The sequence below is a fragment of the Butyrivibrio sp. NC2002 genome, from assembly GCF_000702265.1.
Taxonomy (GTDB): domain Bacteria; phylum Bacillota; class Clostridia; order Lachnospirales; family Lachnospiraceae; genus Butyrivibrio.
This window is the reverse complement of record NZ_JNKZ01000010.1, coordinates 133,487-156,055: the sequence shown is the minus strand read 5'-3', so window position 1 is coordinate 156,055 and position 22,569 is coordinate 133,487. Positions and strand designations below refer to the sequence as shown.

Here is a 22,569-nt window from a genome sequence, read left to right as displayed (position 1 = left end):
ATATTTCACACACGTTATGTTTTCAAGCTTTATGGCCGCCAATTTGCCTGTTTCTGTCCATTCCGGTAGCGCCCTCCTCCATGGAAGTACCTTTTATGATCGCATTTTTCCCAAAGCGCTTTTGGATTTCCAGTGTAGCTTCCTGAAGTGCCAGCATCTTTGCATCTTTTTCTTCCTTTTGTTTCTTATGTTCCTCTTTTTGTGTATAATCTTCGAAAAGAGAAAGCTGCTCATAGCTCTCCCGGCTGGCCTTTTTCGCAGTATCCACGTCAAGGATGTGGCCTGCAACTATGTTTATGCGCCTTACAAGAAGGATAGGATTTACATGTTCGTCAAAAATGCTGAGCGCAGCATCTATGATGTCCCCGCTGAGCGCTGAAAAGCTCTCCAAATTAGCACTTCCATGAGCATGCTCGGGCACTTTTCTCCCGTAATAATCAGTTGTTATCCTGCCCTTATATTGTTTTCTTATCTGTGGATCCTTAAGGCTCTCAATGTCGTACCCAACCGTAAGAACTATCTGGTCTGTTACCTTTTTATCCTCAAGAAGCTGCATTGCGAGCGCATCTGCCATCTCTCTTACTATGATCCTGGCCTTGTCACAGGTATATGGACAATGAAGCACCTGTCCCTGACTGATACTGTTATTTTCAGGCTTATATGCCTTTACCAGCTCCATTGTGCAAGGCTCATAGCCCCATGCATGATCTATCAGAAGCTCAGCATTTATGCCAAATGTCTTGTATAGAAGGTCTTCATTTAAAAAATCATGTTCTCCGCCCAGACTACATCTGGCAACATCCCCCATTGTGTAAATCCCAAATCCGGCAAGCTTTTTGGAATATCCCCTTCCAACTCTCCAAAAATCGGTCAGAGGTGTGTGCTCCCACAGCTTTTCTCTGTAGCTTATTTCATCAAGTTCAGCTATCCTTACGCCGTTTTCATCTGCTTCAACATGCTTGGCAACGATGTCCATAGCTACTTTTGCAAGATAGAGATTGGTCCCGATCCCGGCTGTCGCTGTTATCCCCGTCGCATCAAGAACGTCCAAGATCATCATCATTGCCAGCTCTTTTGGTGTCTTCCCGTAGGTTCCAAGGTATGACGTCACATCCATGAAAACCTCATCGATTGAATAAACATGGATATCCTCGGGCGCGATATACTTAAGATATATCTGATATATTTTAGTGCTTATCTCCATATATCTCGCCATTCTAGGCACTGCAGCCACATAAGATATCTTATATTCAGGATGAAGAAGAAGCTGTGCGTCATCATCGGATTCCCCTGTAAACTGACCTCCCGGTGCTTTTCTCCTTCTCTCCTCATTTACCTCTTTAAGTCTCTGCTCAACTTCAAAAAGCCTTGCTCTTCCTGGTATTCCCCACTTTTTCAGGGATGGCGAAACTGCAAGGCATATCGTTTTCTCTGTCCTCGATCTGTCGGCAACCACCAGGTTTGTAGTCAGCGGATCCCTGTTTCGATCCTGACATTCGACGGAGGCATAGAACGATTTTAAATCAATTGCGATGTAACATTTATTATCACTCATACTCTTTTTGCATATCTTTTAATTCTTCAACAATTGGCTCATCCTTTCCGAAAAAGCGCACATAGCCCTGAAGTGAGTTTGCCTTTTGTCTAAGTGTTTTCGAGCGTTCCCAGATAAAAATAGCCGACTTACCCTTTCCGTTTTTGGCTTCCTGTATAAGGTTAGCAGCTGCGCTGTTTCCATCAAAAGCGACAACAACAGAGGGACGTCTTTCAAATATCTCATAGTTAAAGCTCTTATAGATGCCCATTCCCTCAACCTCGGTTGATACGCGGATAATGACACCGGCCTCCCGCAGTTTTTCTCTTTCTTTTGCGCTTATAAGAGCCGGAACTACTGCATAGATCTTGAATTTTCTCTTATTATGCTCTACCAGATATTTCTCATATCCCGTCAGTTTATGACCTATGACGAAGCACACTTCTTCCGGATTTAAATACTTTAAAAGCTCATCTATCTGCTCGGCCGCTTCCGGCATAACTCTGGTCGCACGCCCCTCAGTATTGAAGCTTCCGCCAATGAGTGCTACCGGCAGCCTGTCCCATGTAATCTCGGCTATCATGTCCTTTAATTCTCTGTTTGCATCATATTTTTGCTCGGATCCGGATAGCTTTCGGCTGATCTTTACCACCTTCATCTTCTCAAGGAGGACTTCCTCCATATCACGGCCTTTTAGCATCTCGTAAAAGCGGGCTTTTTTCTCAGAATAAGCCATCCTGCTTTCCTCGATTATCCTGCTCTCAGCTTCTTTCATCTGCTTCATTTCATCATCCGACAGCCCAAGCATTTTTTCAAGTGAGAGCTGCTCGTCTACAGAGCTAGTGCCGTAAAGCGCGGCTCCGTCTGTTCCCTGCACGCACCAGATGCCCTGACGCAGATATTGTTTAAGCGGATGTTTATCAAGCGAATTTAAGTTGTTCAGTCTGACATTGCTTGTAAGCTGAAATTCAACAACAACCTTGTTTTCCTTTAGTTGTTTGAGTACTTCTTTTCCCTTTTGAGACCTGGGGCTATATGTATAAAGTCCGTGACCAAGCCTCATATGCGGCATTTTCTGGCCCTTTGCAAGGGAATTTCTGACACATTCTATGCTATGAGCGATGTTATCCTTTTGGCTGTCGTTTTCACCGGCATGAACTCTTATGACAAAATAAGGGTCGCCTTGTGCGATCTTGACAATCTCCCTAAATACCGGCTCCAGAGTGATGATATCATTGATCTCTTCCCCTACAAAATCGCACCCTGCGACATATGGATCCAGTGCAGTTGCCCTTAACACCTCGAGGTTTTGCTCCAGATAATTTTCCGGTGTGACTGCATCTTTTACAATGGTCAAAGGAATCCTTCTGATAGCCGCAAGGAACCTGAGCATTACACTAGTCTCCTGATAGATCTTAGGCATTACTTCGTGTACCTGTCTTAGCATTTCTATTGATTCATATTTTTTCACAAGTGTAGTGTCGCTTATTTCTGCGTAGTATACTCCTTGTGATCTATAGGTCCTTGCAATCCACAAAAGCTTATCCTGGAAGATCGTGTTGTCACAATAAGACGGATTTTCTCTGTCCCTGAGCATCTGCCTGCAGGTTTTTCTCACATCCATATCGGGAATCTGATCGATGTGTTCAAGCTCAATCTTCACCTCACTTTCAGTCCCTTTTGTGAAAACATAGCGATACAGATATACCTTCTCTAGATTTGTAAAAACAGCCTGTCCATCTTTAATTACTGCAAGGGAGCCTCGTATTTTCACAATATTCATCTCTGCATTATCAAGGTTATTCAGGATCAGATCTGCAAAGTTTATGAATGTATTATCATTTATCCTTCTGTCCAGATATTTTCCCTTAAGGTCTGAGGATACGAACTGCCTTGCAACCTTTATTCTCTGCGCTTCAAGCTTTTCCCACTGAGAATCCGTCAGCTTTAAATCCAGTTTTTTCACGTAATAGAGCGGATACCTTATCTGATGGCATATTCCCAATGCTATGAGGACATCTCCGGGAAGGTTGCCATTCATATGCGTGTGAAGGTCTGAGCGGAATTTTAAGTCCTTTTTCACATAAGTCCTGAAAATTGTCTTCTCATTTTCAAGGCGGTACTCCTTGGTCTGGCTCATCAGTGTCTTGGCTATAGCTGGCACCTGCGCTTTTATATCCACCCTTCCATCCGGAAAAATATTTGCCACATCTACATTTCCCAGTCTGAAAACATATATGTCATTATTGGCTGAATCAACATAGCATGGCACCTCTCCTTTTATTATCAGCATATCTTTGTCGTCTTTTGAAAGAGGCAACTTGCATGCATCTGCCAGATTTCTGATAAGGTTGCCTGTATGGTGATTTGGCGTGGACAGCACGTAATATATCTTGTCCAAATCCCTGTATAAACTAACTATGATATCTTTTTCAGCATCCAGAAAAAAGCATGTAAAATATGTCATTTGGGGTCCTCTTTAATATATAAACATAGCACAGCATGATGTCATGTTGTTTTGATGTCATGTCATCATGTTGTGCTTAATTGTTAAGTCAAATCCATGAAAATCGTTTATTTACATACACAGATTTTGTTTTTTCCTGAGCCTTTTGCTTCGTACAGCGCACTGTCAGCATGCTCGAAAAACTGCTCTATATTATCACCTTTATGGTATTGCGACATACCGATACTTATCGTCTTATGCCCTACATCCTCGAAACTTGTTTCCTCGACCTCAGCTCTTATTTTCTCAACTTTTTCAATAGCCTCATCAAGACTGAGATGCGGGATCAGAAACAAGAATTCTTCTCCGCCGTATCTGCCGCATATAGCGCCATCTATTTTATCTATCTCATTCTGTATTATTCTTGTTACTACGCGCAGTACCTCATCTCCCATAGCATGCCCGTAAGTGTCGTTCACTTCTTTAAAATCATCAATATCTATGATGCCTATAACTACCTTAACATCAAATTTTTTCACATGATCCAGACCGGTTCTGATAAGTTTATCAAGCATTCTTCTGTTATACATTCCGGTAAGAGCATCTGTGTCAGCCATTCTCTGCAATTCTTCATTGGCCTGTATCAGTTCTTTGGAGGTAACATTTATGAAATTAGCAAGGCGCCTTACCATTGAGAGCTGGCCATGCATTTTCTGTTCCTCAGTCATTGCAATGGCTTTATCGCCGATACCGGTGGGTTGAGCCTCTGCTTCTCCCCCTTCACGCATGCCTATTGCTATAAGAGTAACGTGATGCTCTATTATATAATCGTCCATTCTCATGATCTCGCCGCTTGAATAAAAGCCGCTAACAGGCGCTATAAGACTAAAAGGACCGGTCTCTTTGTTTATAAGATATTTCCAATACAGCCTTCTGACACCGCAGGAATAGAGAAATACCGCCTGTGGCGCAAAGTTTTTGGTTTTTTCCACAAGGGCATTCACATCAGTTCTTATCACGTCCGGATCCCCGTACGAGAGATTGACGGTAGAACCTTTTTTCACAGCAGCTGCAAGGAGAATTGAATTGTCCTCCATTCTGCAGGAAAAAGGTAGCCTCAAAACCTCATAGCCATGCTGCCTCGACATAAGCGGAAATTCGAGCATATTTTTAAAAAAGTTCTCATCAGGCTGGATGTCAAGGTACTTGCTGTATATCTGACCTGCCGGTATATTGTCGAGCTCATAAAGCCTCTTATCTTCTATTTTTGTTACAGTAAGGTCTTTTCCAAGCGCTTTCCATCCTATGGCATGGTGAATGTCTATATAAAAATCATTCCCTGAATAGGTTACAAGGGCAACGCCTTTGTCGCTTAATTTATCGCCTGCAACGACCCTGGTGTCTGTCATGTCGATATTGAAGCCGGCACTGCCGCCGCCGAAAATCTTCACATCTTTTCTGCACTTCTCGGCTTCTCTGAGTATATCATTGCTATTAATACTCTTTAGAGTGATGAGGATCTCTGCAGCTTTTATATTTTCAGAGCTATCTATGATTTCACAGATTTTTCTGCCTATTTCAGGCTCATTCCCCGGCTCACATTCCAGAAGAGACACATCGATATCTGTAGAATCAAAAACAGACGCAGACATAACCATTCCGTACTCTGCAAGATGACCATCACAAATGTCACCATTCGAGCTCGTACCGGCTATATATGCGTCCGGAAAAACATCCAGAATCATTTTCTGGACTTCATTTATTTTTTCGCTGTCGAATTTAATTGTAAATAAGTGAAATAAAATAGATTTATATTGCTGTCCCTGAGTGTAGGCATAAACCTCTTCCAATGCTTTACCTGCATCCTGAGGACATGTAAGCTCATAATTATACTGTTTCATTTACCGGTCCCATGTTCCCTCTTTTATTTAGGCATTATCAAATCTTTAGCTAACCAATAATTAACATAAAAATTCCATAGTCTATAAAAAATTATAACACCTAAACCGGCTCTTTATATGCGCAAACTCTAAACTTTCACTAAATTTTTTCTGCAAAAAGTGCCCTGAGCATCTTCTCTGTAGCATCATCATATGCCTTGAAAAGAGCTTTCGCCTGCTCAACACCAGCATATACCTTCCAATATCCGCTTATCAGGTAGTTTTGCCCCTCATTCCTCATAAAGCCGATGACATCGCAAAGCGGGTAGCCAAGCACGATTCCGAGCTCATGCGGAAATCCCGATAATCGTTTTTGATATTTCACATATCTTTTTGCCAGCTCTGAAAGTACGCTTTCAGGATCACACTTTTCATGCCCCATTTGTTTTAGGAAATCAGCATTTTCTCTCACGTTAAGATATGTATTAAGCTTATGTCTGTTAAATAGAAGTAGAACAACTTTTCCATTTATCCTTGAAAGTACGTATATCTCTACGTTTGACCCTCTTAGAAAAATGCAGGCATCTCTATATCCGCCTTCACTTGTTACCATCATGTTGGATATTTTAAGACCGGCAAGTACCGGTGCACAGTGAAATACTATCATGTGCCTTATGTCGCCCCAGTCTATATTTGCATACACATCACTTCCCATTAAAAAAACCTCTATACAAGTATTTATGCTTGAGCAAGCTGTCTTCCTATATCCTCGCAAGCTGCAATGGCATCAGCATCAGGAGCATTGTTGCATATAACGCCTTCGCCTCCGATTATCTGGGCTCCAGCGCTTGTAAGTCTGTCCTGCCAGTCTCTCATCCACTGTCCGTCTCCCCATCCGTATGAACCAAAAAGAGCTACCTTCTTGCCGCTGCATTTTGTTTCATATTCAGCCATGAAAGGCTCAACTGTGCCCTCTTCAAGGACTTCTGCTCCCATTGCGGGACAACCAAAAGCGATAACATTCTCAGAAGCAGCTTCTGAAGGTGTAATAGCATCAAAAGTTGTAACCTCAGCTTCCCCGCCTGCACCTGTTATTCCACTTGCAACCGCATCAGCCATAGCCTGTGTATTACCGCTCCCCGTCCAGAAAACAACCTTAACTTTACTCATTGTATACATCCTCCTGATAATATTTTATGTAATAACTATATACGACACATGTTAGCTATCGCTAACTCTGATATGTTAGCATACACTAACTCAATTATCAAGTAATAGCTCTTGATAACAATTATCAAGAGCTATCTGAAACACTTATTTTATTTTGCCACCGCCGATAACATATCCATTGTTATCATAAAAAACCACTGATTGTCCGGGTGTGGCGGCTCTTACAGGTTTCTCGAATTTGATGCTAAGTTCATCTTCTCCGGTCCTTCTTATAACAGCCTTTTCTCCGGCATGGTGATATCTAATGCGCGCAACCGCAGATATTTCCTCATTTTCTGCGATATTGTCAATAGACATAAAATTAAGGTCGTCGCAGGTTATCTCGTCTGAAAAGAGTGACTCATTGGTTGAAATAACAACTGTATTGTTTTCGACATCGATCTTTTTTACGTATGCATGGTATCCAAGAGCAAGTCCAAGTCCGCGTCTCTGACCTACAGTATAATGGATTATTCCCTTATGTTTTCCAAGTACATTGCCTTCTTCATCGACAAAATTACCACTTTGCGGGATATCTGTCATACTCTGGGATTCGATATAATTGCCGTAATCTCCGTCCGGAACAAAGCAAATCTCCTGAGAATCAGCCTTATGTGCTACCGGAATCCCAGCGCTCTCAGCTATTTTTCTGACCTCATCCTTTGAGAGCTTTCCAAGAGGCATAATAGTCCGCGAAAGCTGCTCCTGAGTAAGTTTATACAGCATATATGTCTGATCTTTTGCCGCGTACTCAGCTTGTCTTACAGCGTACCTTCCATTTTCCAGCTTATCAATATAGGCATAGTGACCTGTAGCTACATACTGCGCTCCCATTGAATCCGCTATTTTCAGAAGCTGCTCCCATTTAACATATTTGTTGCATTCAACACAGGGGTTAGGAGTGCGTCCGTTAACATAGTCATCGACAAACGGCTCTGTTACGTGCTTTCTGAACTCCATCATGCAATTTACCGCATAAAAAGGGATGCCGAGGCTGTCGCATACAGCGCCGGCCTCGTCTATTTCGCAACACCTGGAGAGTTCTCCGGTTTCGCTTACCCATGTTTTTAGTGTAACTCCAATTACTTCATGACCGGCAGCTTTTAAAAGATATGCTGTTACAGCACTATCCACGCCACCGCTCATTCCAACTACAATTTTACTCATTCTTGATTCTTTCATTATTGCGTACATTTACTTACGCATTACAGTTCAACTTTAGCTTCCATATCCTTTACAAGGCTGCTGATAGTACCGTCTTTGAAGGGGCTCTTTAATCCAACCTCAAGAAGTTCTTCCTCATAGGGCTTCTTTACTGACAGCTTGCACAGTTCAAGATAGTGATTCCATGCATCCTTGTAGTCCTTATCCATCCATACCTTGAACTGCATAGCAATAACGCTTGCAAGAACATAATCAATGTAATAGAACGGACTCCAGAAAATATGTCCCTGTTTCTGCCAGAATCCGCCTTCATCAAAGAACGGATCTCCATCAAAATCAAGCCAGGGTCTGTATGTCTTTTCAAGGTTCTTCCACACTTCTTTTCTCTCTGCAGGAGTCATTTCCGGCTTCTCATAAACGATGTGCTGGAATTCATCTACCATACATCCATATGGGATAAAGGTGATAGAATCCTCCAGATGCATCTTCAGATAATCATCTGACCTGTCACCAAAGAACTTGTTCATCCAACCGTATGTAAAGTATTCCATGGACATTGAGTGGATCTCAGCTGTTTCCATCGTAAGATCATTATGTTCAAGTATCTCTTCATTTCTTGTAACATAGCCCTGAAATGCATGTCCGCACTCATGAGTAATAACATCTACATCACCGCTTGTTCCGTTGAAGTTAGCAAAAATGATGGGCGCCTTGTATTTGGGCAAAAAGTCCATATAACCGCCCTGCTTCTTGGTTTTTCTACCAAGTACGTCAAACAACTCATTTTTGGTCATGAAATCAAAAAATTCTGCAGTCTCCGGTGAGAGTTCCTTGTACATTTCAAGTCCTGACTGCATTATTTCTTCGGGAGTTCCTGTGGGTGCAGGATTACCGTTTGCAAAGAATACGTCATTGTCGTAATATTTCAGCTCTGAAACGCCTATCTGCTTCCTTCTTGCTTCCTGGATCTTGCATACAAAAGGAACAAAGCTCTCTTTAACCTGTTTTCTGAAATTCTCAACCTCAGCTCTTCTGTATGAATTTCTCATCATACGGTTGTAACCAAGTTCGATATAGTTGTCATATCCAAGCTCTTTTGCCTGCTTTGTCCTGTTCTTAACAAGCTGATCATATATATCATCGATATCACTTGTTACCGATACAAAGTAGTCACTGAGCGCTTTCCAGGCACGTTTTCTTGTATCTCTGTCCTCATCTGTAAGCTTTTTTCTAAGGAGTGATATGTTGTATTCCTCTCCATCAAACAAAATCTTAGCAGATGCAATGATCTTGTCATACTTACTGATAAGTGCATTTTCCTCCTGCATAAGAGGAAGGATCTTCTCATCGATCGATGACATTGCAAGTTCCATGTTCTTAAATGCAAGATGACCTATCTTTTCTTCAAGATAGTCTCTGTAAGGAGAGTTGAATATCACTTTTGTATATTCATTTTCGTACTGCGAAATAAGAGGTCTTATCTCATCGATATAGTCATTCTCCTTGGCATAGTACTCTTCTGTAGTATCTACATTATGTCTGAACTCACCGATAATGATGTTTGTTCTGATCTCGCCTATGAATTCGTAGTATTTCCGGTGAAGTTCGAACTGTTCTTCGCCACTCTTTGCATTTTTACTTTTCTCTATAAGCTCATCAAAAAATTTTTTAACCTCATCCATGTCGATGTGGTTATATGGCATTTCTGAAAATTTCATTTTCATCCTCCTGATACTTTATATTTCCCTCTATCAATCATATTAAAGATGACTTGAAAATCAAGCCCTGATTGAAAAAGATTTTGCAAAATGATAACTTTTATTTATAGTGTCTACTTTAATTTAGGGGGCTTTATGGAAAAAGAAAATCTCACGATCGATCATATCTCAAAAAAATTAAATTCATCTTATATAAACAAGCTCCAGTACCCTATAGGCAGCTCAGCAGTAACGATTCCTCTAGTAAAAAGAGATGATGCATTACATGTGTTATTCGAAAAGCGCTCCAATAACCTGCACTTTCAACCGGGCGAAATCTGTTTTCCCGGTGGCAGAATTGAAGATGGCGAGTCTCCCCAAGATGCAGCTATGCGCGAGTTGTGCGAGGAACTCTTCCCAGCAGGAAACGGCAAAGATCATATCAAATTATTATCATCCATGAGACCAATGATCGGTCCTGCCGGTTCTACTGTATTTCCTTATGTCGTTCTTCTTGAGGACTATAATAGCTCTTTTTCGGAAGATGAAGTAGAAACTGTTTTTTCATATTCATTGGATGAACTGCTCTTGTCAACCCCGTCATACAGCACCATGACCAGAAAAAGCATTCCTTCAGACTCCTTCCCTTTTGAGATGATACCGGATGGAAAAGACTACAAGTGGCACTCCCAGAAACTGGATATGTGGTTTTACGAAACAAATAATGGAATTATTTGGGGATTTACAGCAAGACTTCTCCATTTATTTCTTGAATCTATATGAATTATCGTATTATTTTATACTAATTTAATGTTTATATCATGCATCTTACACTATAATTATACTGTGACATAATATACGATTTTCTTATAAGGGGTGATGCAAAAAATGAGAAAACTACAATCCATTTTACTTTTAATCGCGCTTCTTTCGTGTTCTATTTTAAGTGCCTGCAATAAAAATGAAGTCTCAGAGGCACCTGCAGATACTTCATCTGAAGAAACATCCATATCAATTTTAAATATTAAAGGAGAAGTAACCTCTCAAATTGAGGAACTTGCAGCCCAGTATCAAAAAGAAACAGGTGTTACTGTAAATGTATTGGCAGTACCAGCCGGCGTGGATGCTCAGGCTACTCTTAAGGGTTACTATTTATCCGACCAGATGCCCGACATAATCGCTTGTGAAGCTGCCGGTTTTGGCAATTGGGAAGGCTTACTTGTTGATATGAGCGATCAGGCATGGGTCAGCAAAACTGATGCCGCGTACAAAGATCCTACTTATGGTGTTATCGGTTTTCCTTATACTACTGAAGCAATCGGTCTTGCTTATAATGCTGATATTCTTAGTAGAGCCGGAATCGATCCTGCTACCATTACCGGTCCCGATGCACTTTACGCCGCATTTGAAACCCTCGATGCCAAGAAAGATGAGCTTGGTCTGACTGCCGTTATCGGTCTTTGTGCTGACCCTAATGATGTAGGATGGTCAACCGGAAATCATATTTTTGGTACATATTTGGATTCCGGTCTTGCAAGAGATGACACCACATATATCGATCTTCTAAATAATGGAGGTCAGCTTGACGATCAGCGTATTGCTGATTTTGCAGCTATGATAGAACAATTTATCAAATATTCTGATCCTGCTGTGCTTAATGCAAGTGCATATAATGAGCAGGTTCTCGGATTTGCTTCCGGTAAATACGCTTTTGTAACTCAGGGCTCATGGATCGGGGCTACCATGACAGGCGATGCTGCCGATGCTTATGCTGAGGCCGGCAATTTCGAAGTAGGAATGCTACCTTATTGCTTTGAAGACGGTATGGATACTATTCTTACCAGTGCACCTTCGTGGTGGGCTATCATAAAAGAAGGTGATGTTGAAGCATCTAAAGCATTTTTGCAATGGTGTTCTGAAGACAGCGCCCAAAAGATACTTGTTGAAGAGGCCGGATTTATCAGTCCCTTCACTGACTGCAAATATGTCGCTTCCGATCCTTTCGCAAAAGTCATCTCAGGATATATTTCAGCCGGAAAAACATCTAACTGGCATTGGATGGAAATGCCCTCAGGACTAGGTCAAAATGGGTTAGCATTCGCTTTTTCCAAGTTTGCTACCGGTGAAGTTGATGCTGAAGGCTTTGTTAACGAAATTAAGGCCATTACTGAAGAATGGTATTCAAAATTATAAGGGGAGGTGACTATAGTGAACACAAGTACTGAGAATAAGGCAACACCTTCAAATGTAACTATTCGTAAAATTGATTCTATATTGACTCAGCTTTCATTTCTAAATCTGGCAATGCTTTTGGCATTTATTATCGTAATGATATTTGTTATAAACGCCATGGGTCGTTCTACAAGCACCAGTATTGAAATGTTTGATTCAATGATGACCCTCACAACACATGAAGCTAACCTTAAGTCCGATATAATGTCATTATACGATCAGACAACCGGGTATATCGCTGCTGATGCTGCCGAAACAAAAGAGGCTCTTTTACCTCAGATTGAGATTACAAAACAGACAATAACAGATGATATTTCTCTTTTAAATGATGATTTCGCCGGCTTTAATGACGAAGAGGCTACTGCTAAGCTCCAGGAAATATCCGAGCAATATTCCAGGCTATCAGCACTTATCGATAAGGCTATAACAAGATGCGATGCGGGTGATAAGGACACAGCTTATACTATTCTTTTTGATAAAGCGGAAATCCAAAAAATTGCCATTTTCCACTCAACTAAAACATTGGATAAAGCGATAAATAATTCCGCTGCTTTGACCACATCTTCCATGCAGGCTTTGCTTAAATCCGGAAACATAACAGCTGTCATTGGACTTGGAATCATAGTTATTTTGATAGTATTAAACTTCCTTATTTCTTACAAGAATATCGTTAGAAAGATACGTGCTATAAGCGATGAAGTAAATGGTATCATAAGCAATATTGAAGATGGAAATGGTGATCTGACCGCACGTATAAACACCAAAACCAAATCAGAACTTCTTTACATAACAACTGGTATAAATCATTTTATCGAGACTCTTCAGGGTATTATGAAGGATGTTAAGCACGGTTCTAATGTTCTTATAGCATCCTCCGAAGAAGTTTCTTCACAGCTTCAGATTGCTGATGATAGTGTGACCAATACCTCCGCTGCTCTTGAAGAATTATCTGCAAATATGGAAACTGTTTCTTCTACTTTGAACCATATTAATGATCGTGTAGAGGACGTCAAAGCCGCTGCACAGACCATATCCGAAGAGGCTGAGCAGGGGAATGAAACCGCATCTACTATAAAAGATGAAGCTAATGAACTGAAAAAGCGAGTTAATGCAAAGAAAACAGATGCCGGAAATCAGATGTCCCAGCTATCTGAAACCCTTACTAAATCTGTACATGATTCCGAGAAGGTTAGCCAGATCAACGAACTGACCAATGTTATTCTCGATATCGCAAAGCGCACGAACCTTCTTGCATTAAATGCCTCAATTGAAGCTGCAAGAGCCGGCGAAGCAGGTAAGGGATTTGCAGTCGTTGCTACGGAGATCAGCGAACTTGCTGATAATTCAAGAGAAACCGCTTCAACTATCCAGGATATAAGTAATGAAGTGACTGAAGCTGTAAACAAGCTTGCCGCAAATGCTCAACATGCTTTGGATTTTATTAACGGAACAGTTCTTGGTGACTACGATGAATTCGTAGATACCGGGGCAAAATATGAACAAGCAGCTGACATTATGGATGAAATGCTTAATTCATTTACACAGAAGGCTGACAACCTGAATGAAATCATGACAGAGATGGTTGATTCGATCCAGGCAATAACCAATTCCATTCAAGAAAGCTCAACCGCAATTTCAATGTCTGCTGAAAGTTCTACCGAAATCGTAAGTGGAATTAAGAAAATCTCTGAGTCGATCGGAAAGAATAATATGATTACCGAACAACTTAGTGAAACTACAGAAAAATTTACTTCACTTTAAAATTTAATTATTTCACATATATTTTCAAAATAAAAGGGGCTGTGAAAAAATGAGATAATCATTTTTTCCAGCTCCCTTTTTTTATCATTTTTTGTGAGGTATGCTGTTTCTGGCAAAAATAGAGTATAATGCCCCTTTCCCCAAAAACTACAAACTTTTTTGATTAGGCAGCTTCTTGGAGACGCATCTTTTTATTGTGATATTTATATAAGTTGTAACCTATAGAAACTAAAAGAACCTCAAGTTTTACAGATTCTATTCCTTTTCGGACTATTCTTTTATACCAGCGATCCTTTTTGATGATTCCGAAAGTACCTTCCGCCTGAATGGATCTGTTCATTCTAAGAAGTGCTCCCTGGATGCTCTCAAGATTATCTATGACCTCCTGATGCATGGCAGTCAGTTCTTCATTTATTCTTACAGTTCTGTTGCCATCTGTCTTCTTGCACTTTGATGCATAGGGACAGCCACTGCAGTCTTCACATTGGTAGACTTCTTCCTTTCGTCCATACTGGTTCCCTTTTACAGGTTTACGGTATAGAAAGTTAAATGTCTTCCCATTTGGACAACGCATTTTTCCATCACCACCAATTTCAAAATTAACTGCTCTGAATGGATTATTGTGATATTTCTTATCTGTTGTCTCCTTTTTGAACATCGTGAATTTCATATACTTTTCCATACCTTTTTGCTCGCAGAAGATATAATTATTGAACGAGCCATAACCGGCATCAGCTACAGGATACTTAGGATAAAAACCATATGTTTCATAGAACTTATTCATCAGTGGTATGAAGCAGTCCATATCAGATCTGTATTGGTTAACATCAACAACTGCTATGTATTCATCAGCTACACCAATCTGAACGTTGTATGCGGGAAGAAGCTGGTCGTTTCCCATGTAGTCTGTCTTTATTCTCATGAATGTAGCGGAAGGATCTGTCTTTGAATAGCTGTTCCTGTTTTCTCCGCAGATGCTGATTTTTGTGACATATTCATTGAGCTTTGTTGTGTACTCTACAAGTTTTTCATACTGTCGCTGCTGGACAGTTTTCCTATGACCTTTCCCTGAAACAAAAGCAGAAATATCAAGTTTCCATATCTCAGAAAAACGTTCTGTTATCTGATTCATATATTCAGGCATGTACTCTGTATTAGTCTCAATCTTGATTCCGCTCCACTGAAGATCGCTATTGATTTCTTGCAGTAATTCAGTAATCTTTTCAAAAAGACGGTAACGGGATTTTTCCGTTGCCTTCTTCCATACCCAAGTATATTTGTTAGCATTAGCTTCAAACTTCGAACCATCAATGTAAAGATGATTCAGGTCAACTTTATGCCTGCTGAATATTTCCTGATTAATATCATTGAAAACATCCTCTATTGAATCCTGTAACACATCGTTTATGAAATAGCTGAAGGTTCTGTAAGAAGGAGTTTCCCTGTCCATAAGATACATAAATCGAATGTTAACCCTACAGTTTTCTTGAAGTCCTCTTAGTGAAATATATCCTTCACTCATAAAACCGAATAGTACGGTTTTCAGCATTTTGACTGGATTATATCTGATTCTGCCAAGCTTATGTTCTGGCACATTTTTCAGATACTTCTCAAGATTCATACCTCCCACGAGTTCGTCAAAAGTAAAAACCGGATCACAGATATCCAAGCAATCTGAAATAAAAAATGGTAAAACGCCCTGATTTAGAGTATTATAAGAATTGGTTTGATTGATCATGGTAATATTTTACCATGAAAAAAGAGAAGTAATCGGCTGTTTCCAGCTATTACTTCTCTTTTTTTCATGAACTGATTATTTCACAGCCCCTTTTATTTTTGTCTTAAAAAAATCAGCTTCATATTTCGCGATTTAAGGTGGCCTTTTTATATTTTTTGATAATTTAATCGTCCAACAAGATAATCGCTCTTAAATCTCAAAATATTGCCAAATGACATATATTTGACGTTTTTGGTAATTTTTCAATGCCCAAGCGCCTGAAAAATCTCTCTGGCAAGTTCGGGCTTATTCATGATATACAAATGTATACCATCTACTCCCCTTTTTATAAGATCTTCTGACTGTCGGATCGCATACTCAATTCCGTATTTTCTCATCTCCTCAGGATTGTCTCCATGCTTTGAAATTAAATCCGATAATTTTTCCGGAACAGTCGTGCCTGACAAAGTAACTGTTGTTCCAAGCTGTTTAGCACTTGTAATAGGCATGATCCCTGCTGAAATAGGTACATTAACATCTAATTTTCTTAAGTTTTCCTGCAATCTGAGGAAATAGTCGTTATCAAAGAAGAGCTGCGATATAAGGAACTCACATCCGCTTGTTACCTTCTTCTTAGTGTTGCGAATATCATCGTCTTCTGAAACAGCTTCGGGATGCTTATGCGGATAACATGCCCCTGCAATGGAAAAATCAAGTCCATTATTCCTGATAAATTCTGCCATCTCATTTGCATGCTGGAAATCTCTTGAGTTGTACTCTTCATCTGTCATTGTTTTAGGCCTGTCACCCCTTAAAACAAGCACATTCTCAATTCCTATCTCGTTGAATTTTTTTAATCCTTCAAGAAGTTTTTCTTTATTAAATCCTACACTTGTAATATGGGATAATACTTCCAGTTTTGCTTTATTTTTAGCGAAATCCGCTATATCTATAGCCTTTCCGGCATTTGATCCGCCGGCGCCATATGTAACGCTTACAAAATCCGGTCCGATTTCTGCAAGCCTGGTCAGCTTTTCGTGGATATTATTGAATTCCTCTTCCTTTTTGGGCGGATATATCTCGCAGGAAAACACTGTTTTATTGTTCTTATATAAATCTACTATTTTTCCCATAACTCCTCCTTAAAACGCTTAATTTCACTATATAATACCTTAATTCTATTCGTTATGACAATGTTCTTATTTAACATGGTTTAACATTTTTTCATTTGATCTTTGTACTGTCCATTAATTTGCGAAAGCTGCCAGGGGGCAGCCCGGCAGCTTTCCTATATATGGTTATCAAGCTTGCGATCCATCCTTTGATCACTGCAACGGTCCCTAAAAAAGGGCATAAAAAACCTGTTTCCATGTCGTTTCCCTTCCATGGAAACAGGTAGCTTTCCGTTGCTAATTATTATATCGGTTAGCATACAAAAAATATTAGTGCCCATTAGTTGATCATTTTTATTATATGCCTCAAATCCAGTATTCATGTGATGTATCAGAAAATAATATTTTTTTGATGCATTTACAAAATTCCCGGAAAAATTTATACACTCCTTCTTCATTCACACACTTAAAAAAGACCCGAATTTCTCCGGGTCTTCCTTATTCATTATAATCAGCCGATAGCCTTCTTAACAGCCTCTAATACACGATCAGCCTGGAAAGGTTTTACTATGAAATCCTTCGCACCAGCCTGGATTGATTCAATAACCATTGCCTGCTGTCCCATTGCAGAGCACATTATACAACAAGCATTAGGATCAGCTGCCTTAATTCCCTTTAACGCTCCAATACCATCAAGCTCCGGCATGGTAATATCAAGGGTTACAAGATCCGGCTTGAGTTCATTATACTTGTCGATTGCTATCTTTCCGTTTTCGGCCTCACCAGCAATCTCATAACCGCCCTTTGTCAGAATGTCTTTGAGCATCATGCGCATGAAAGCGGCATCATCCGTAATAAGTATTCTCTTCGCCATTTTGAACCTCCATATTTTCTATTCCGGTTTTTTCGTATTTATATACGAATGCCTTTCCGGTTTTTATACTCTAAATTCATTTTCTATTTTATCATACAATTCACAAAATAAAATGCCTTATCGTCGTTCAAACAATTAAAAAATGATAAAATTTCGTTCCATTTAAAAAAAATTTCTTAAATCATTATTTTATGCTTTATTTTCTACGGATTTTATTATAGAGTTTCAGGCTTATTATTATGACTTCTTCTAGGCAAAATCTGAAATCTATTCTTTTTGATTTATTTCTGTGATTATTTCCTGATCTGGACAAGATGTCACTTAGTTTAATGTGACATTAGTATTTGTTGATATTGTATAACTTCTTGCGGGCAAAAGCGGAAATCGCCCGCAAGAATCCTGCTTTAAAGAGTCATAAGGAATCCACCGCAAGCGGTACCCCTTATGACCAAGTATGCAGGACACGCCCCTCGCTTCGCGAGGACCTAGTCCAGTACGATTATTGTTTTTCTGATGAAAAACAATAATCTATAGATTTATTGTATTGATTTGTTGTATTGATTTACCCTGTTGATTTGATATATTGATATCTTGATCTTTTGATATTTTGTTATTTTGATACTTATATATTATTATATTTTGATTCTTAAATATATTGATCCTTTAATATATTGATACTTTGATATATTCTTACGAATTTGAGATTTACTGGCTGAATTGTTTTGATATATATTTATATAATGATGTTTTGATGTTAATATATAAAAATAGCATTGTTTCATTATATATTTTTACATCCTAATAATTGTTTTTTCCATCTTTATAGATTTATGTTTTATCTCACAAAAATACGAATCTACATACGTCGTATTTAATCTTCATCTTCTATTACTATATTTTTTATTATTACCCCTCTCCCCTGGATCAATTTTCCTGCTCTTCCATTACAGTCGGGACAGCAATAATTATTTTTAGCCTCAGGATGATACTTTGATCCACAATTTTCGCACTTGATAATTACTTCTTTTTCAAAAATTTTCAGTTCTGTATTTTCTAAAAATGTGTCTTTAATCGATTCTTTAAAATATTTATCCAGATAATACGGCACAACGCCGCTCATTTCGCCGACATCAACTGTAATCTGCTTAATTTTCATTGCATTTTCTTTTTCTTTTATGTTTGCAGCCTGATCTATTATGTCTAAGACGTAGCTTAATTCGTGCATTATACTCCTTCAAAAAATTAACGTATTTACGTATTTATCTCAATTAACTTACACGGTCAATATTTATTGACTCAGCAAGTATTATTATAGTATATAGTACCTTTTGTTATCTTATATTTCTTTTATTCTTCATATATTTCGTTTTAATAACACATGTATTTATTACTCATTGACTTTCTAAGTCATTATTTACATTTTATTTTATTTTTAGAATTAATTTATTTGATTTTCTTCTTATTTTATACTATTTTCAGATTCATATCTGTTACTTTTCTAAATAACGTCAATATTTCTGGTCTTCAAAAAAATCGCATGATCATAACCAGAATCCTTATTTTTGATCATTATTTCGGATTTTGGTGTCATATTCGGATTAACAAGCAAAAATAAATCAAGGATATTTTCCATGGATTTTGCCTGATTTAGCGCTCTAATTTAATCTGATTGCCAATTATCCCGGATCAGGCCCCTGATAACGATTTATTTTATTATTTTCAGAACAAAATCCAGGATTTTTTCTTGGATTTTTCCTACGATTTCACCCTGATTTTTCATTAAACATTGCTCTGTTATCAGTTGGATAGATTTCATCCAAAATGCAAATTTAATGACGTAAAAAACAGGCCAAATTCACGGATTTTATTCTGAGTTTTTTCTGTCATTTTCATGTATTTTGATATGTTTATATATTTATACATTGCTATAAATATATATTTTTATTATATCATCTTTGTATTAATAAATCAATATATTCTGAAACTTTTATGTACATTTATTTATACATAATTATATCAATGTATTTATGATTTTTGATACTTACACTTCATATTATATATAAATCATTATAACATTTCATCATGTATATTTGATTTTTATACATCTATATATATTTATAATTAGATACTTTTAGATTATTGTATCATAGTATTTTGTTATATGTACATCAACAAAATTATATTTATCTCATTTTATACTTATATAATGATGTTTGCATCTCGTTGTATTTTGATGTCATTATACATTATTATGCTTTAGATGTAAATGCATCATTACATCATGATTAATTTAAATCATAATACATTATCATCATTATTCGTAAATTAATTGTTGTATATATTGATAAATTTATGAGATTATCCATTCTACTTATCCTGGAATTATAGCTTCCACCAGAAAGCATCAATACATCATGCTATATTTTTATTGTTGTAATATCGTCAATTATTTAAGTACCCAGTCTTAGCACTAGTGATACAACAAAAAATAGAATTAGACCCTTGTTTAAGCCTTTTGAGCTCAAATATAATGATGTATTGATGTCATTATATTTGCGTTTTGCTTGATTATTATACGTATTTACGTATTAACTACATCATTATACATTGATGTATAAATCACATTAATTATTTTTTTCTCTGCCATTTTATCAGTAACCATTGTATAAATACATCATGTCATCATGTTATGTTTTATCAGAATATAAATATATTTTGATGTATTGATATAATTAATATATGCATCACTACATCATGTTATATTTATATTATTATGTGTTTATACAGTTACTATTTATATCATCACATCATGACATCAATATATTAATTACATCATTATGATTTGATATCTTGTTGCATGTATATCATTATCATGTTATATATGTATATCAATTTACAAAATATCATTATATACTGATACATTTGTATTTTAATATTTTTATACATATATATCCTTATATCTTAGTATATCAATATACTTATATATCTATATCAATATATTTGTATCTCATATTACATTAATATTAGAATATATTGCTATAAATATCTTTACACATCCATTCATCAATGTTACAATATACAACGTAATATTGATGAATTTGGAGGAGATAATGAAAGTAATAGCATTTTGCAACCAGAAGGGCGGTGTTGCTAAAACAACTTCTACTTATGCTTTAGCAGCCGGACTGGCCAAGAGAAATTATAAAGTTCTTATGATAGATTCAGATCCACAGGAAAATTTAAGCCAGGCAGCCGGAATAGATTTATATAATATTCCTGCATCTACACTTTCAGATGTATTTAAAACAGAAAAGAATGAGCCCGGAGCAGATATAAATGAGACTTTGATCCCAATAAATGAAAATCTCGACCTTATAATAGGAGGAATCGAATTTACTTCAGCCGATCTTGATTATTCCGGCGTTACATCTCGAGAATTTATGCTCCAAAGAGCTTTAAATAAGTTAAATAAGCAATATGACTTCTGTATTATCGATTGCAGCCCTACATTGGCTCTTATCACACAGAACGTTCTTGCAATTACAGATAAAATAGTAGTTCCAATGACACCAGAAGCCTTTGCTACCAATGGTGCAAACATGCTGTTTTCATGGATTTCAGTCATGTCAGAGCGACTTAATAATCCCAATTTGGATGTAGCCGGTATTTTGGTGACAAATTGCAGAAATACAAATAACGCTTCTATTTGGCTTGAAGGAATAGAAATGTTAGCAAAAGAGTATGAGATAAAGGTATATGACACCAAAATCCACCAGAATGTTGCAGTAGAAGAATCTCAGACAATAAATCAATCAATATATGAATATGCTCCAAATGCAAGAGCAACAAAAGATTATGATAGCTTTGTCGATGAATTTCTGAAAGGAGAAAAATAATGAAAAAGAATCTCCAAAATGCTATGGCGCAAAATTTCCAGAAAATGGTTGGTTCTCCTGCACCTCAGGAAACCAAGGCAGAAGCCAAAAATACAAACGTACCTAAATCAAATCAGACTGCAAAAAAAGCAGAAAACATATCAGTTGAAACCGAAATATTGACCGAGACAGTACCGGTTGAAATCCCAGTACAGCAGCCTGTTCAGACTGTCCCTGTTAATCAGGTACCTGTAACAGCTACTCAGAATGTAAATTCGATGCCGGTTTATACAACTCCTCAGCCTACAGTACCGTTAAATAATCAAATAAATGTACCTGTAAACCAGAATATTATGCCACAGCAGGTTAATGTTCCCGTAATGCCGATAAACGAGGTACAAGAAGAAATACCCGTAAAAAGCAAAAATAACAGCAAAAAAACAATTCCTCTTATTCCTGAGGAAAAAAGTAGTGGCGTATTGCATATCAGACTTGGTGAATTAAGATCTTATGTTGATTTTATGACACAATCAGGAAAAATTTCTTATCAGCAATATATTAGTAATCTTATTGAACAGGATTATGAAAAAAATAAGGAAATGTATCTTAAATACAAGTCCTTTATGGATCAATTAAATCTTTAAAACAGCATGTTGTTTATAACAATATAATTAATTAACAACATAATATTATTATTAATTAGGAGCAGTGGAAATCCAGTAAAATAAAGGGTTTTCACTGCTTTTTAGGTAGAAATATGGTACAAAAACGATACAGCTCTGGAAAAAGAATAATAGTTTTATGGATGAAGAACTATAGAAAAAAGGTACCAAAAAGCTTTGAAAATTGTAAAGAAAAGGATTTATTTAGTAGAAAATAGGTTTTTTTAGAAGGTTTTATTAGTAGTTTTAGGGGAGGTTATTTAGAAATATGGTATAAATCAATAGTTTTTAGGTACATTTATTTGTTCTACGAAAAACACCCCAAAAACTACTTAATATGCGGATTCCGGTATACGGAGAGATACATGATAAAGCTAAGAAAGTAGAAATAGGGTATATAAATCCG

General features: G+C 37.6%; 16 protein-coding genes. 5 read left to right on the top strand and 11 right to left on the bottom strand.

Features of this window, described 5'->3' with window-relative positions; translation table 11 throughout:
* Positions 1–22: 22 nt before the first annotated feature.
* The 7 genes from T543_RS06455 to T543_RS06425 form a co-directional block, all read right to left on the bottom strand.
* On the bottom strand, positions 23–1,555 hold the full coding sequence (locus tag T543_RS06455; RefSeq protein ID WP_035766934.1) for a Y-family DNA polymerase: 1,533 nt from the start codon (positions 1,553–1,555) through the stop codon (positions 23–25).
* Positions 1,548–4,001: an amidohydrolase family protein gene (locus T543_RS06450; protein ID WP_035766922.1), complete on the bottom strand. Its 2,454-nt coding sequence runs from the start codon at positions 3,999–4,001 to the stop codon at positions 1,548–1,550. The genes T543_RS06455 and T543_RS06450 overlap by 8 nt, the downstream gene beginning before the upstream one ends.
* 107 nt (positions 4,002–4,108) lie before the next feature.
* Entirely contained in the window at positions 4,109–5,881 is a 1,773-nt protein-coding gene (locus T543_RS06445) for a sensor domain-containing diguanylate cyclase (protein WP_035766920.1), read from the bottom strand.
* A gap of 139 nt (positions 5,882–6,020) precedes the next feature.
* Positions 6,021–6,575, bottom strand: coding sequence for a DUF3793 family protein (locus tag T543_RS06440; protein ID WP_035766916.1), 555 nt, complete (start codon positions 6,573–6,575; stop codon positions 6,021–6,023).
* A 23-nt stretch (positions 6,576–6,598) separates the two neighbouring features.
* A complete protein-coding gene (locus T543_RS06435; RefSeq protein ID WP_035766913.1) occupies positions 6,599–7,030 on the bottom strand; it encodes a flavodoxin in 432 nt (143 codons plus the stop codon).
* Positions 7,031–7,174: 144 nt separating this feature from the next.
* The gene (mnmA, locus tag T543_RS06430; RefSeq protein WP_255347218.1) at positions 7,175–8,251 is read right to left on the bottom strand and encodes a tRNA 2-thiouridine(34) synthase MnmA; all 1,077 of its coding nucleotides are present in this window, start codon (positions 8,249–8,251) and stop codon (positions 7,175–7,177) included.
* A 23-nt stretch (positions 8,252–8,274) separates the two neighbouring features.
* Complete coding sequence (locus T543_RS06425; RefSeq protein ID WP_035766910.1) at positions 8,275–9,951, bottom strand: M3 family oligoendopeptidase; 1,677 nt, start codon at positions 9,949–9,951, stop codon at positions 8,275–8,277.
* 135 nt (positions 9,952–10,086) lie between these two features.
* Here T543_RS06425 and T543_RS06420 point away from each other — a divergent pair, with 135 nt between their 5' ends.
* The 3 genes from T543_RS06420 to T543_RS06410 all read left to right on the top strand — a co-directional run bounded on the left by T543_RS06420 (position 10,087) and on the right by T543_RS06410 (position 13,923).
* Positions 10,087–10,713 carry an NUDIX hydrolase gene (locus T543_RS06420; protein ID WP_051638595.1) on the top strand — a complete coding sequence of 209 codons (627 nt, stop codon included), beginning with the start codon at positions 10,087–10,089 and terminating at the stop codon, positions 10,711–10,713.
* Between the two features lie 105 nt (positions 10,714–10,818).
* On the top strand, positions 10,819–12,123 hold the full coding sequence (locus T543_RS06415; RefSeq protein ID WP_035766909.1) for an ABC transporter substrate-binding protein: 1,305 nt from the start codon (positions 10,819–10,821) through the stop codon (positions 12,121–12,123).
* 15 nt (positions 12,124–12,138) lie between these two features.
* A complete protein-coding gene (locus T543_RS06410; protein ID WP_035766907.1) occupies positions 12,139–13,923 on the top strand; it encodes a methyl-accepting chemotaxis protein in 1,785 nt (594 codons plus the stop codon).
* Between the two features lie 163 nt (positions 13,924–14,086).
* Here T543_RS06410 and T543_RS06405 read toward each other — a convergent pair whose 3' ends face one another.
* From T543_RS06405 to T543_RS06385, 4 genes are all read right to left on the bottom strand, one after another.
* The gene (locus T543_RS06405; protein WP_035766904.1) at positions 14,087–15,661 is read right to left on the bottom strand and encodes a transposase; all 1,575 of its coding nucleotides are present in this window, start codon (positions 15,659–15,661) and stop codon (positions 14,087–14,089) included.
* 242 nt (positions 15,662–15,903) lie between these two features.
* Positions 15,904–16,773, bottom strand: coding sequence for a methylenetetrahydrofolate reductase [NAD(P)H] (metF, locus tag T543_RS06400; RefSeq protein ID WP_035766902.1), 870 nt, complete (start codon positions 16,771–16,773; stop codon positions 15,904–15,906).
* A 490-nt stretch (positions 16,774–17,263) separates the two neighbouring features.
* Positions 17,264–17,626 (bottom strand): response regulator, encoded by a 363-nt coding sequence (locus tag T543_RS06390; RefSeq protein ID WP_026495631.1) that lies wholly within the window; start codon positions 17,624–17,626, stop codon positions 17,264–17,266.
* Between the two features lie 871 nt (positions 17,627–18,497).
* Positions 18,498–18,851 carry a hydrogenase maturation nickel metallochaperone HypA/HybF gene (locus tag T543_RS06385; RefSeq protein WP_035766898.1) on the bottom strand — a complete coding sequence of 118 codons (354 nt, stop codon included), beginning with the start codon at positions 18,849–18,851 and terminating at the stop codon, positions 18,498–18,500.
* Positions 18,852–20,736: 1,885 nt separating this feature from the next.
* On the opposite strand from T543_RS06385, the gene T543_RS06380 reads away from it, so the two are divergent.
* Both T543_RS06380 and T543_RS06375 read left to right on the top strand, forming a co-directional pair.
* Entirely contained in the window at positions 20,737–21,522 is a 786-nt protein-coding gene (locus T543_RS06380) for a ParA family protein (protein ID WP_035766896.1), read from the top strand.
* Positions 21,522–22,145 carry a hypothetical protein gene (locus T543_RS06375; RefSeq protein WP_035766895.1) on the top strand — a complete coding sequence of 208 codons (624 nt, stop codon included), beginning with the start codon at positions 21,522–21,524 and terminating at the stop codon, positions 22,143–22,145. Before T543_RS06380 ends, T543_RS06375 begins: the two co-directional genes overlap by 1 nt.
* Positions 22,146–22,569 lie beyond the last annotated feature (424 nt).